Genomic DNA, 13,236 nt, shown 5'->3' with positions numbered 1-13,236 from the left:
AACAAAAGGAAGTCACTCTACGCAAAATGAAACGACTGCAAAATGAGTTAACCTCGCTGGTCAACCGCGGGATGGATCGCCATTTGCGTCTGGCGGTGACCGGCCTGAGCCGCAGCGGCAAAACCGCCTTTATCACCGCCTTCGTCAATCAGTTGCTGCACGTTCACAGCGGTGCGCGCATGCCGCTGTTTTCGCCAGTGCGCGAAGAGCGGCTTCTGGGCGTGAAACGCATTCCGCAGCGCGATCTTGGCATTCAGCGTTTTACCTATGATGAAGGGTTGGCGCAACTTTATGGCACCCCGCCAAGCTGGCCGACCCCGACGCGCGGCGTCAGCGAAATTCGCTTGGCGCTGCGCTACCGTTCCAACGACTCGTTGCTGCGGCATTTTAAAGATACATCGACGCTGTATCTGGAAATCGTCGATTATCCCGGTGAATGGTTGCTGGATTTGCCCATGCTGGAACAGGACTATCTGGCCTGGTCGCGCCAGATGGCCGGTCTGTTGCAGGGCGATCGTGCCGAGTGGGCCAAACCCTGGCTAGAACTGTGCAAAGGTTGCGATCCGCTCGCGCCGGCCGACGAAAACAGGTTGGCGGCCATTGCTCAGGCCTACACCGATTATCTGTTGCGTTGCAAAAGCGAAGGCTTGCACTTTATCCAGCCGGGCCGCTTCGTGCTGCCGGGCGATCTGGCCGGCGCGCCGGCACTGCAGTTCTTCCCGTGGCCCAATGTCGACAGCCTCGGCGAATCGAAGCTGGCGCAAGCTGACAAGCACACCAACATCGGTATGCTGCGGGCGCGTTTCAATTACTACTGCCAATCAATCGTCAAAAACTTCTATAAAGAACATTTCGTCCGTTTCGATCGGCAAATTGTGCTGGTTGACTGTCTGCAACCGCTCAACAGCGGTCCACAGGCGTTCAACGATATGCGCCTGGCGCTGACCCAATTGATGCAAAGTTTCCACTACGGTAAGCGCACGCTGTTCCGTCGCTTGTTCTCGCCGACCATCGACAAGTTGATGTTTGCCGCCACCAAGGCGGATCACATTACCGCCGACCAGCACGCCAATCTGGTGTCGTTGTTGCAGCAGTTGGTGCAGGAAGCGTGGCAGAACGCGGCGTTTGAGGGCATCAGCATGGATTGCGTGGGGTTGGCCTCCGTACAGGCGACCGAAAGCGGCATCGTCGATCACCAGGGGCAGAGGATCCCGGCCTTGAAGGGCAATCGCCTCGTCGATGGCGCGCCGTTGACGGTGTTCCCCGGCGAAGTACCGGCGCGTTTGCCGGGGCCGGCTTTCTGGCAAAACCAGGGGTTCCACTTTGATGAGTTTCGTCCCCGCGCCATGAGCGTAGACAGCCCGTTGCCGCACATCCGTCTGGACGCGGTGATGGAATTTTTACTGGGAGATAAATTGCGATGAGCGAACCGATAAAGCCGCGTATCGATTTTGAAGAGCCGTTGCAGCCGCCGCAAGAACCGATATTGCGCGCCAACGTCGCCTTTGATGAACAGCAGGCGGAGCGTTTTTTCCCGGCCGCGCCTGAGTTGGAACAAGAAGAGGAGGAAGGGCGAGCCGAAGGCATTATCAATGCCGCCTTGAAACCCAAACGCAGCCTGTGGCGCAAAATGGTTACTGCCGGGTTGGCGTTGTTCGGCGTCAGCGTGGTGGCGCAGGGCGTGCAGTGGGTGCATACCGCGTGGGTGCAGCAGGATTGGATTGCCATGGGCGGCGGCGTGGCTGGCGGCTTGATCGTGTTTGCCGGGGTGGGGTCGGTCGTGACCGAATGGCGCCGGTTGTATCGTCTGCGCCAGCGTGCGGAAGAGCGCGACGTAGCGCGGGAACTGTTGCACAGCCACGGGTTGGGCAAGGGGCGCGAATTCTGCGAGAAGCTGGCGCGGCAGGCCGGCCTCGATCAGGGGCACCCGGCGTTACAGCGCTGGCAGGCTTCCTTGCATGAAACTCAAAATGACCGCGAAGTGGTAGCGCTTTATGCCAAGCTGGTGCAACCGGTATTGGATAATCAGGCGCGTCGTGAAATCAGCCGTTCGGCGGCAGAATCTACATTAATGATCGCCGTCAGCCCGCTGGCGCTGGTGGATATGGCATTTATCGCCTGGCGTAACATTCGGCTGATCAACCGCATTGCGGCGTTGTACGGCATTGAACTGGGTTATTTCAGCCGTCTGCGGCTGTTCCGTTTGGTGCTGTTGAATATCGCCTTTGCCGGTGCGTCCGAACTGGTACGTGAGGTGGGGATGGATTGGATGTCACAGGATCTGGCTGCACGGTTGTCCGCCCGCGCAGCCCAAGGCATTGGCGCCGGTTTGCTGACCGCCAGGCTGGGCATCAAGGCGATGGAGCTGTGCCGCCCGCTTCCGTGGCTGGACGGTGAGAAGCCCAAACTCGGAGATTTCCGCAGCCAGTTGGTTGGTCAACTGAAAGACGCCATGAAAAAAAACGACAATAAAGCCAAGTAACTCCACCAACTGCGCCCGCCCTGGGCGCAGTTGTTTGTTTCCGCATCAATAGCCACTGCACAACTCAGTACGTAACCCCTGGTTGACGAAAGACGATCCCCCTGCAATCACATTATATTTATCTAAAAAATTATTGCCGGTTATGATAACTCTCTGCAAATGAACTAAAATGACGCCGATGGTGTTATTTACTTGCGTTTAAAATCATCAACAACGGCGATAAATCAGAGTTCTGTCAACTTTTGCTGACAGATTGCTTCTACCGCTCGGGGTGAGAGAGTATCATCATCGTCAGTCATCCCCGCACCTGCAGAGATAAGGCCAACACTGATGCGTTTGGAAGTATTTTGCGAAGACCGGCTCGGTCTGACTCGAGAATTACTCGATCTTTTGGTATCGCGCAGCATCGATTTACGGGGTATCGAAATCGATCCCATCGGCCGCATTTACCTCAATTTTTCTCAACTGGATTTTGACACCTTCCGCGCTCTGATGGCGGAGATCCGCCGCATTGCCGGCGTGACTGACGTGCGCACCGTTAACTTCATGCCGTCCGAGCGTGAACACCGTGCGTTGCGGGCGCTGCTTGAGTCGATGCCGGAGCCGGTATTTTCGATTGATATGCGGGGCAAGGTCGAGTTGGCCAACCCGGCGGCACAGGTGCTGTTCAGCTTCAGCGAAGATAAAATCCGCAATCAAACGGCTACGGCTCTGATTGGCGGCTATAACTTCAGCCGCTGGCTGGAGAGCGAACAAACGGCGCCGCACTCCGAACGGGTCGTGATCCGCAGCCAGGATTTCCTGATGGATATCACGCCCATCTACCTGGAAGACGAAAACCAGCAGAACGCCACCGTTGGCGCGGTGGTCATGCTCAAGTCGACTGCACGCATGGGGCGCCAGCTACAGAACCTGTCGGTGAACGACGACACCGAATTCGATCATATCGTGGCCGTCAGCCCGAAAATGCGTCAGGTGCTGGAACAGGCGCGTAAACTGGCGATGCTGGATGCGCCGTTGCTGCTGGTCGGCGATACCGGTACTGGCAAAGACATTCTGGCTCGCGCCTGCCACCTGCGCAGCCCGCGCGGCAAACAGCCGTTCCTGGCGCTGAATTGCGCCGCACTGCCGGATGACGTGGTGGAAAGCGAGCTGTTCGGCCATGCGCCCGGCGCTTACCCCAATGCGCTGGAGGGCAAGAAAGGCTTCTTCGAACAGGCGCACGGCGGCTCGGTGCTGCTGGATGAGATCGGTGAAATGTCGCCGCGCATGCAAACCAAACTGCTGCGTTTCATTAACGACGGCACTTTCCGTCGCGTAGGGGAAGAACACGAAGTACACGTGGATGTGCGGGTCATCTGCGCCACCCAGAAAAACTTGACGGAGCTGGTGCAACGCGGTGAATTCCGCGAGGATCTCTACTATCGCCTTAACGTGCTGACCATCACTATTCCGCCGCTGCGCGAGCGTCCGCAGGACATCATGCCGTTGACCGAGCTGTTTGTGGCGCGCTTTGCCGACGAACAGGGTGTGGCACGGCCGAAGTTGGCGAACGATCTGGGGAGTTTCCTCAGCAAGTATGGCTGGCCGGGCAATGTGCGGCAGTTGAAAAACGCCATCTACCGTGCGTTGACGCAAACGGAAGGCTTTGAGCTGCGCCCGCAGGATATCGTGCTGCCGGAATTTGAGGTCGAGATGTCGCTGGGCGACGAAGTGCTGGACGGCTCGCTGGACGATATCAGCAAGCGCTTCGAGCGTTCGGTGCTGACGCGGTTATACCGCACTTACCCTAGCACGCGAAAACTGGCGAAACGCCTGGGGGTTTCGCATACCGCGATTGCCAACAAGCTGCGCGAGTATGGCCTCAGCAGCCGCAAGGCGGCGGGGGAAAGCGAAGAATAAAAAAACGGGCGCCGCGGCGCCCGTTTCGTTTATCAGAGCCCGCGAAAGCCGGCTCTGGTGACATCACTTCAGTGCAGCCAGCGCAGCATCGTAATCCGGCTCGTTGGTGATCTCATTCACCAGCTCGCTGTACAGCACATTGTCCTGGCCATCCAGCACCACGACCGCACGCGCAGTCAGACCCGCCAACGGGCCTTCTGCGATTTCGACGCCGTAAGCCTGTTTGAATTCTGAACCACGCAGGGTAGACAGCGTCACTACGTTGCTCAGACCTTCCGCACCGCAGAAGCGTGACTGGGCGAACGGCAAATCGGAGGAGATGCACAGCACCACGGTATTATCCAGACCGCTGGCCAGTTGGTTGAATTTACGTACCGAGGCAGCGCAAACGCCGGTATCAATACTTGGGAAAATGTTCAGGACTTTGCGTTTACCCGCGAAGCTGCTTAGCGCTACGTCTGACAGGTCTTTGGCAACCAGCGAGAACGCTTTGGCTTGTTCGCCTGACTGTGGCAGATGGCCTGCAACGCTGACCGGGTTGCCTTGGAAATGTACTGTCTGAGTCATTGGCTTGGTTCCTTTTACAGGTGTTTATACAAAGGGGATGAACCTAATAAAATAGCCGCTATGGCTGGGTTTGCCATTAGGTTCACGCCCTGGCGTCAGTTTAAGTCAACAATTGTGGGTTGGATATATAAAGTTTGCTAAATAGTTGTATATATTAGGTTGTGTCCAAAAATTATCCGCCCGTTAGCTCGTTTTTATACGCTATTTCCGCTCAGGAGCCGTTATGAGAAGCATGCGTTTTTACCCAGAAGCCTGGCCATTGCATACCGCCTTTGTCATTGCCCGCGGCAGCCGCACCGAAGCGAAAGTGGTGGTGGTCGAGATTGAACTGCAGGGCGTGCGCGGCATCGGCGAATGCACGCCGTATGCGCGCTATGACGAAAGCGAAGCCTCGGTGCTGGCGCAATTGGCGGAGGTGGCACCGGCTATCGAACGGGGAGTGACGCGTGAGCAGTTGCAGCAGTTGATGCCCGCAGGCGCGGCGCGCAATGCGGTGGATTCGGCGCTATGGGATCTGGAGTGCCGTCTCAGCGGCCAGAGCCGCTGGCAGCGCAGCGGTGTCACGGCGCCGGAACGCATCCTGATGGCGCAAACCGTCAGCATCGGCTCGCCGGAAGCAATGGCGTTCGCCGCACGCGAACTCGACCAGCAGGGCGCACGGCTGTTGAAAATCAAGCTGGATAATCACCTGATCAGCGAACGGTTGGTAGCCATCCGCGCAGCGGTGCCGGAAGCGACGCTGATCGTCGATGCCAACGAGTCTTGGCAGGCGGAAGGCCTGGCTGCGCGTTGCCAACTGTTGGCAGATCTGGGGGTGGCAATGTTGGAGCAACCGCTGCCGGCCGCCGATGACGGTGCGCTGGAGAACTTTATCCACCCGCTGCCTATCTGTGCCGATGAGAGTTGCCATACCAGCCGCGATCTACCGGCACTTATCGGCCGCTATCAGATGGTCAATATCAAGTTGGATAAAACAGGCGGCCTGACGGAAGCGCTGATTTTGGCTAAGCAAGCGCGCGAGCAGGGGTTCGCCATTATGCTCGGCTGCATGTTGTGTACTTCACGGGCGATCAACGCGGCGTTACCCCTGGCCCCAGGGGCGCGTTTTGTGGATTTGGATGGCCCGACCTGGCTGGCGAAGGACGTCGACGCGGGGCTGGATTTTGACTATGGGGCGATCAATCTCGCCCCACGGCAGAATTAACCCTGGTAGGTCAACAGCTCTACCATTGCATCGAGATAGCTCTCGCTGGCGGCATCGGCGGAGATCGGCGGGAATTCGGCGGTAATGCAGGGCAGCGACAAATCTGCGCACCAACTGCCGAACGAACCCGGCGTCTCGTAACCCACGCTGGTGACCAGCGGCAAAGCAAACTTATGTGAAAGCCAGACACCGAGTTGGGAACTGGCGGGATCTTCAATGCAGGCCAAGGGTTCATGAAACGACACCACCCAGCGCGGTTTCAACCGGTGAATCAAGTGGCACAGCGCCTGGGTTTCCGGTTCTGAACCGGGGCGGCCGCCGGTTGACAGCTTCACATCCCGCGCCTCCGCTGCGCTGTTCCAACGATAAACCGTATCGCCGGATCGCCAGTTGGCGGCGGGGAAGTTACGGTTCAGGTCAACGCCGTTGGCGTTGGCGCGCAACCCCAGTTGGCACCCGTCGGGATTGACCGCCAGTATCACGTGATGGCGCAGCCGGTTTGGCGCAATGCTGCGTAGCGCACAAGAAAGGGTGACGATAGCTGCTCCCTCGTCACCGTGGGTACCGGCGATGATCAGCCCGGTTTCCGGCCCGCTGATGGCTGCGGGGAAATAAAGCAGCGGCGCCCCTAACAGCGAACTGCCGTAATTCTCTCCTGCAACGGCCAATTGGCCACGTTCACTGCGCGGTCGATGCTGGATCATGGTGTTGTCCCTGGGTTAAATGTCGAGAGTCATTATCATTTTATTCAGTGTATTACGCTTTGGCTTATCTTTCCCAGAGCTATTGTTTCACCTTTGCCTGATATGTGAGCTGTGCGTTGGCGCAGGCAACAATAAAACCGCGCCGGTCATTTCGCTGTTGTTATACTATCGGCAAAGCTAACCCAATAACCAAGCAGGGGATTTAACATGCCAGTAGCCAGAATAGTTGCCAGCTATAGCGAAAATGAAAAGGATACCATCACGCTGCTGTGCGGCGTGGATGAGGAAAATCAGATCCGTCAGGGGGAATGGTTCGGCGTGGTGAAAAATGATGACGGGCGTGGCGATGAGTCCAATTATCCCTTTACTCTGCACGTCGACTACCAGAAAAACACCTTCTATCTCGACTATGGTTATGACGATGCCGAGTCGCGCCAGATGCAAAAAACCGATATATATTCTAAACCGCTCGCCGAACAAAGCTTCTTCACCATTTTCGACGAGGAAGAGGGCGAAGAGTTCAGCTATCGCATCAACAGCATTCACCTTTACGACTAACTCTCCCTGAGACAAAAATGCCCGTGTCGACGTTGTCGCACGGGCATTTTTTATTGTCTGGCCCTCAGTTTTTGCATCTTGTCCTTCCTGGGCTATAGGTGAGAGGGATCTTGTGCTATATGATAAAAAATTCAGATGGTTAACGGGGATGAATCAGAATGACGAGAAGAAAAATTCAGCAAGGTTTTCGTTTGGCGTTGTGTGCAGTGGCTATCGGCGCAGGATTGAGCAGCGCGATGGCTGCGCAGGTTCCCCCAGGCACCACTCTGGCGGAAAAACAGGAAATCGTTCGCCATATTAAAGATGAGCCGGCCTCACTGGATCCGATCAAGGCCGTGGGCTTGCCGGAGGCGCAATTGGCGCGTGACCTGTTCGAAGGGCTGGTGAATCAGGATGCCAACGGCAAGGTGATCCCTGGCGTCGCCACCCGTTGGCAGACGACTGATAATCAAACTTATATCTTCACGCTGCGCAAAGATGCGCGCTGGTCAAACGGTGACCCTGTAACGGCGAAGGATTTCGTTTATAGCTGGCAACGCCTGGTTGAGCCGAAGAACCTGTCACCCTTTGCCTGGTTCGCCCAACTGGCCGGCATTCAGAACGCCGACGAGATCATCGCCGGCAAGCTGCCTGCCGATAAGCTGGGTGTAACGGCGTTGGATGACTACACCTTTAAAGTGCAGTTGAACAAACCGGTACCGTACTTTGTCAGCCTGACCGCCAACTTCAGCCTGTTCCCGGTGAACCGGTCGGTGGTGGAGAAATTCGGCAATGACTGGACCAAAGTCGGCAACCTGGTGGGTAACGGTGCGTTTAAACTGCAAGAGCGGGTGGTCAATGAGAAACTGGTGCTGACGCCAAATGAACACTATTGGGATCACGCGCATACCGTGCTGACCAAAGTGACCTTTGTGCCGATCAACCAGGAGTCCAACGCCACCAAGCGTTATCTGGCCGGCGACATCGATATCACTGAGTCCTTCCCGAAAAACATGTACCAGAAGTTGCTGAAAGATATCCCGGACCAGGTTTATACCCCGGATCAGCTCGGTACCTATTATTACGCCTTCAATACCCAACGTGCGCCGACCAACGATGTGCGAGTGCGTAAAGCGCTGTCGTATGCGATCGACCGTAAAATTATCGCCGAAAAAGTGCTGGGCACCGGTGAGAAGCCGGCCTATCACTTCACGCCGGACGTCACCGCCGGGTTCAAACCGGAAGTGAGCCTGATGCAGCAGCAATCGCAGGCGGAACTGAATGCGCAGGCCAAGGCGTTGATGCAGGCTGCCGGCTACGGCCCAAATAATCCGCTGAAACTGACGCTGTTGTACAACACTTCGGAAAGCCATCAGAAAATCGCGATTGCCGTGGCGTCGATGTGGAAGAAAACGCTCGGGATTGACGTCAAGCTGCAAAACCAGGAATGGAAAACCTATATCGACAGCCGCAACACCGGTAATTTCGACGTAGTGCGCGCGTCCTGGGTGGGCGATTACAACGAGGCATCGACCTTCCTGTCGCTGCTGAGCTCTTCCCACAGCGGCAACATCGCCAAATTCAAGAGCGCCAGGTATGACAACCTGCTGGTACAGGCCAGCCGGGAAACCAACGCAAAGGCCCTGACGGCGGATTACAATAAAGCGGAACAGATCATTGCGGAACAGGCGCCGATCGCGCCAATTTACCAGTACACCAACGGTCGCCTGATCAAGCCCTGGGTAAAAGGCTACCCGATCACCAACCCGGAGGACGTGGCCTACAGCCAGACAATGTATATTTTGCAGCATTGATCAGCCGTGTTTGCTACGTATTTTCACCAGACCCCGCTAATGGCGGGGTTTTATTTTTGTGGCGGAACTATGGCGGTTATGGCGCCACAAACAACGCCCTACGCGCAATGGCGGATGGAAATACGCAAGACACATCGTGCGCGCAGCCGGGGACGATCAGTAACTGACGTTTGGCGCCAGGTGCGATAAAACGCCGATCGTAAGCCGCATAGGCGATGCCGCGTTGCAGACGGTAGGGTCCCTGAGCCTGCGCGGCGCAGGATTTGTCGAGTATTTTGTAGAAGGTGCCGGGCGCGTTGCCGGTATCTTTTCCTCCCTCAATATAAGTGATGTCCGCCGCGGCATAGCGCTGACGCACCGTCTCGCGAGTTTGGTCATGAAAAGCGGGGATATCTTCCATACCGTATTTCCAGTGGTTTAGGATTGGGCACGAGTCGGTGTTAACTTCCGTCCAGGTAAAGTCGCAACCTTTTTCCTGACTGCAACTGAGCCAGTCGATAACCGGCTGCGGGCGCAGGCGATCGAAGTAAAGCCAACTGCCGGGGTCGGAAACGACATAGCGCACGCTCACGCCGGTGGGCGGTTCCGCAAACCCGACATAATGCTGCACGAACTGCGCGCCGGCGGAAAACCCAGCGACAGTGACCTGCCGCAACTGCGGCCATTTGATTTTCAGTTCGGCGATCAATTGGTCAAGTGCGGAAAATGAGCTGACGTTTGACTGCAAACTTAATCCGCCGTCTATCCAGGAACTGCAACTCCACAAGGCATCACCCGGCTGCGCCGGAGGGAGTCCGGGTGAGTGGCAGCGCCGGGCCTGAGCGGCGGGAACCGGATAAAGCGGCGCAACCAGTAAAGTATCGTCGATTTTACCTGCCAGTCGTGCCGCTTTTAGCGCCGCAGCCAGCGTTTTCCCGGCATCTCTGGGGTGGCCATGCAGCACGATTAAAGCGGAATTCGGTGTTCGGCCGTGGGTTTTTGCGACGTAGTAAGGCAAATTACCCGCCGAGTCGCTGAGCTTGAGTTGATAGGCATCAGCTATACCCTCGAGCGGGCCCTGTGCGGCAAACAGCGGATAGAATGGCGCAGGAGCAAGCGTCAAAATAGAGGCCAACAGTAATGTCGATGCGTATTTCATGGGTACCAGGCTGAACGTTGGTCGTTATTCACCCATGTTAGCGCATAAGGTGCGAGTCAGGGGTAAGCATCAAGCGGCTTTATCTTTGAGTCGCACAACATTAACGCTAGACTCTGGTGTAACTGAAAAGCGAAGGGGATAAGGAATGGATGTCATTGAGGGGCGCGAGTTACAGGTTCCTGATGCGGTGTATGCCTACCAGCTAGACGGCAAAGGTGGCGTAACATCGATTGACTACGATGATAAAATCACCTGCGATGAGCCTTGCTGGCTGCATCTGGATTATGCGCACCCGGCCAGCGCCGAATGGCTGAACACTACGCCGCTGTTGCCGGATGCGGTAAGAGAAGCGTTATCAGGGGAAAGCTCACGCCCGCGGGTCAGCCGTCTGGGCGATGGCACCATGATCACGTTGCGCAGTATTAATTTCAACGCCAACTCACGGCCGGATCAGTTGGTGACCATCCGCGTTTACTTGACCGATAAACTGATCGTCTCCACTCGGCACCGTAAGGTGTACTCTATCGATCAGGTGGTGAACGATCTGCAAAGCGGCGCCGGGCCGACCAACAGCGGCAACTGGCTGGTGGAGGTTTCCGATGCGTTGAACGATCACACCAGCGATTTTATCGAGGATCTGCACGATAAGATCATCGATCTGGAAGATGCGCTTTTGGAGCAGCAAATCCCGGAGCGCGGGCAGTTGGCGTTGATCCGTAAACAACTGATTGTGTTGCGCCGTTACATGGCGCCGCAGCGCGACGTATTTTCCCGGCTGGCAAGCGAGCGGTTGCCCTGGATGAACGATGACGATCGACGCCGTATGCAAGATGTTGCCGACCGGCTGGGGCGCGGTCTGGACGATCTGGATGGCAGCATTGCGCGTACCGCGATCCTTTCCGATGAAATTACCACCGTGATGGCTGATGCCATGAACCGCCGAACTTACACCATGTCGCTACTGGCAATGGTATTTTTGCCCACCACGTTTTTGACCGGACTGTTCGGCGTTAACCTGGGCGGCATTCCCGGCGGGGGCAATCCCTTTGGTTTTGCCACGTTTTGCCTGATGCTGACGGGGTTGGTGCTCGGCGTGGCCTGGTGGTTGAAACGCAGCCGCTGGCTGTAGCCAAAAGAGCACGAAAACCCGGTTAACATTGAGCGATATCAACTTTTGCCGGGCGGAAATGGGGCATGATCTCTCTCGCAGGTGAATGCAACGTCAAGCGATGGGCGTTGCGCTCCATAATTGTCTTACTTTCTTATTATTTAGAATTGCTGCATAGCACATTGATTCATACGATGCCGGTCTAACCACCGGCATTTTTTTGTCTGCAGTTTACCGTCTTCAGGCCGCGCTTTCGTCCCAGAAACTGGCTTCGATTTTATGCCCGTCCAGATCGCGAACAAAGCACCCGTAATAGGCTTCGCCATAGTGTGGTCGTGATCCTGGGGCTCCTTCATCTTTCGCGCCGGCCTGCAGCGCCAGCCGGTAAAACTCATCGACCTGCTGCTTGCTGGTGGCGAAAAAGCCTACGTGCACGCCGTTACCGGTAGAGGCGGGTTGGTTATCGATCGGCACCTGCAACCAGAACTCCGGGTAATCACGGCCATAGCCAATAGCGCCGGGGTGCTCCAGCACTCGCCGGCAGCCCAATGCGGAGAGCGTACTATCGTAAAACTCTGCGGCGGCATCGAAATGATTGGTACCCAGGGAAACGTGGGATAAGCAGGGGGTAATGTTCATCGGCAATCTCCTTATGACTGTATGAATACACAGTATAGAGGAAAGGCGGCGCTGTCCGATAAATTATGCTGAAATTGTGAGCAGGATCGAAAACTGTCGGGAGGAAAGAACGCCGCCCGCAGATAACGGGCGGCGGCAGGGCTTACTTGATTTCGAGGACGTTTAAACGCTCCAGCGCCGGTGCAGTTTCGTCTGCATCCTCCGGCTGCCAACCGATCGGTTGCATCGGAATATCTTCGCGATCAAAGGCCAGATCGCCACCGCCCACCACTTCGCTGCCGTGGTGAATGCCTTTGAAATCAAAAAGGTTGTAATCGCTCAGGTGTGAAGGCACCACGTTTTGCATTGCGCTGAACATGGTTTCCAGACGGCCCGGATAGCGTTTATCCCAATCTCGCAGCATGTCGCCAATCACCTGACGCTGCAGGTTGGGCTGTGAACCGCACAGGTTACACGGAATAATGGGGAATTCTTTGGCCACAGAGAAACGCTCGATATCCTTTTCACGGCAATAGGCCAGTGGGCGGATCACCACATGTTTGCCATCGTCGCTCATCAGCTTGGGTGGCATGCCTTTCAGCTTGCCGCCGTAGAACATATTGAGGAACAGCGTTTGCAGAATGTCGTCACGGTGGTGGCCAAGGGCAATCTTGGTCGCGCCCAGCTCGGTGGCGGTCCGGTAAAGAATACCGCGGCGCAGGCGTGAACACAGTGAGCAGGTCGTTTTGCCTTCAGGGATCTTGTCCTTGACGATGCTGTAGGTGTTTTCCTCGACAATCTTGTATTCCACCCCCAGACTTTCCAGATAAGCGGGCAAAATATGCTCGGGGAAGCCCGGCTGTTTCTGGTCGAGGTTGACCGCCACCAGCGAGAAGTTCACTGGCGCGCTTTGTTGCAGGTTGCGCAGGATTTCCAGCATGGTGTAGCTGTCTTTGCCGCCGGACAGGCAGACCATGATGCGGTCGCCTTCTTCAACCATGTTGAAATCGGCGATCGCCTGGCCTACGTTGCGACGCAGACGTTTTTGCAATTTGTTGAGGTTGTACTGCTCTTTTTGACTAACGGTTTGTTTTTCTGACATTTAAATCGTGCTCGTTTTCAATTGGGGGCACTATGGGGGCATGACATATAGACCGCGAGT

The 13,236-nt window shown here is 56.2% G+C and carries 12 protein-coding genes; 7 read left to right on the top strand and 5 right to left on the bottom strand.

Annotated elements, in window-relative coordinates:
- Positions 1-26 precede the first annotated feature (26 nt).
- From ACTJJ1_RS07260 to tyrR, 3 genes are all read left to right on the top strand, one after another.
- A complete protein-coding gene (locus tag ACTJJ1_RS07260; RefSeq protein WP_004945100.1) occupies positions 27-1,424 on the top strand; it encodes a YcjX family protein in 1,398 nt (465 codons plus the stop codon).
- Positions 1,421-2,482 carry a TIGR01620 family protein gene (locus ACTJJ1_RS07255; protein WP_421412524.1) on the top strand — a complete coding sequence of 354 codons (1,062 nt, stop codon included), beginning with the start codon at positions 1,421-1,423 and terminating at the stop codon, positions 2,480-2,482. The genes ACTJJ1_RS07260 and ACTJJ1_RS07255 overlap by 4 nt, the downstream gene beginning before the upstream one ends.
- Before the next feature lie 330 nt (positions 2,483-2,812).
- Positions 2,813-4,384, top strand: a complete 1,572-nt coding sequence (tyrR, locus tag ACTJJ1_RS07250) for a transcriptional regulator TyrR (protein ID WP_004945094.1) — start codon at positions 2,813-2,815, stop codon at positions 4,382-4,384.
- Positions 4,385-4,447: 63 nt separating this feature from the next.
- Here the strand turns inward: tyrR and tpx are convergent, their stop codons facing one another.
- Positions 4,448-4,951: a thiol peroxidase gene (gene tpx / locus ACTJJ1_RS07245; RefSeq protein WP_004945089.1), complete on the bottom strand. Its 504-nt coding sequence runs from the start codon at positions 4,949-4,951 to the stop codon at positions 4,448-4,450.
- Positions 4,952-5,174: 223 nt separating this feature from the next.
- On the opposite strand from tpx, the gene ycjG reads away from it, so the two are divergent.
- The gene (gene ycjG, locus ACTJJ1_RS07240; RefSeq protein ID WP_004945086.1) at positions 5,175-6,155 is read left to right on the top strand and encodes an L-Ala-D/L-Glu epimerase; all 981 of its coding nucleotides are present in this window, start codon (positions 5,175-5,177) and stop codon (positions 6,153-6,155) included.
- On the opposite strand, the gene mpaA is transcribed toward ycjG, so the two are convergent.
- On the bottom strand, positions 6,152-6,859 hold the full coding sequence (gene mpaA / locus ACTJJ1_RS07235) for a murein tripeptide amidase MpaA (protein WP_004945083.1): 708 nt from the start codon (positions 6,857-6,859) through the stop codon (positions 6,152-6,154). The two genes, ycjG and mpaA, sit on opposite strands and share 4 nt — an antisense overlap.
- Positions 6,860-7,066: 207 nt before the next feature.
- Between mpaA and ACTJJ1_RS07230 the strand changes: the two genes are divergently transcribed.
- Both ACTJJ1_RS07230 and ACTJJ1_RS07225 read left to right on the top strand, forming a co-directional pair.
- On the top strand, positions 7,067-7,417 hold the full coding sequence (locus ACTJJ1_RS07230) for a hypothetical protein (protein ID WP_004945080.1): 351 nt from the start codon (positions 7,067-7,069) through the stop codon (positions 7,415-7,417).
- Between the two features lie 158 nt (positions 7,418-7,575).
- Positions 7,576-9,210: a peptide ABC transporter substrate-binding protein gene (locus tag ACTJJ1_RS07225; RefSeq protein WP_004945076.1), complete on the top strand. Its 1,635-nt coding sequence runs from the start codon at positions 7,576-7,578 to the stop codon at positions 9,208-9,210.
- Between the two features lie 76 nt (positions 9,211-9,286).
- Here ACTJJ1_RS07225 and ACTJJ1_RS07220 read toward each other — a convergent pair whose 3' ends face one another.
- Entirely contained in the window at positions 9,287-10,348 is a 1,062-nt protein-coding gene (locus ACTJJ1_RS07220) for a hypothetical protein (RefSeq protein WP_440832976.1), read from the bottom strand.
- A gap of 145 nt (positions 10,349-10,493) precedes the next feature.
- Between ACTJJ1_RS07220 and zntB the strand changes: the two genes are divergently transcribed.
- The gene (gene zntB, locus ACTJJ1_RS07215) at positions 10,494-11,477 is read left to right on the top strand and encodes a zinc transporter ZntB (protein ID WP_004945070.1); all 984 of its coding nucleotides are present in this window, start codon (positions 10,494-10,496) and stop codon (positions 11,475-11,477) included.
- A 219-nt stretch (positions 11,478-11,696) separates the two neighbouring features.
- On the opposite strand, the gene ACTJJ1_RS07210 is transcribed toward zntB, so the two are convergent.
- Positions 11,697-12,095 carry a VOC family protein gene (locus ACTJJ1_RS07210; RefSeq protein WP_004945067.1) on the bottom strand — a complete coding sequence of 133 codons (399 nt, stop codon included), beginning with the start codon at positions 12,093-12,095 and terminating at the stop codon, positions 11,697-11,699.
- Positions 12,096-12,237: 142 nt separating this feature from the next.
- Positions 12,238-13,176: a tRNA 2-thiocytidine(32) synthetase TtcA gene (gene ttcA, locus ACTJJ1_RS07205; protein WP_004945064.1), complete on the bottom strand. Its 939-nt coding sequence runs from the start codon at positions 13,174-13,176 to the stop codon at positions 12,238-12,240.
- Between the last annotated feature and the right edge of the window lie 60 nt (positions 13,177-13,236).

Origin of the sequence: Serratia sp. 22264 (assembly GCF_052045345.1) — a bacterium.
GTDB classification, from domain to species: Bacteria; Pseudomonadota; Gammaproteobacteria; order Enterobacterales; family Enterobacteriaceae; genus Serratia; species Serratia plymuthica.
This window is presented reverse-complemented; position numbering and strand designations above follow the sequence as displayed.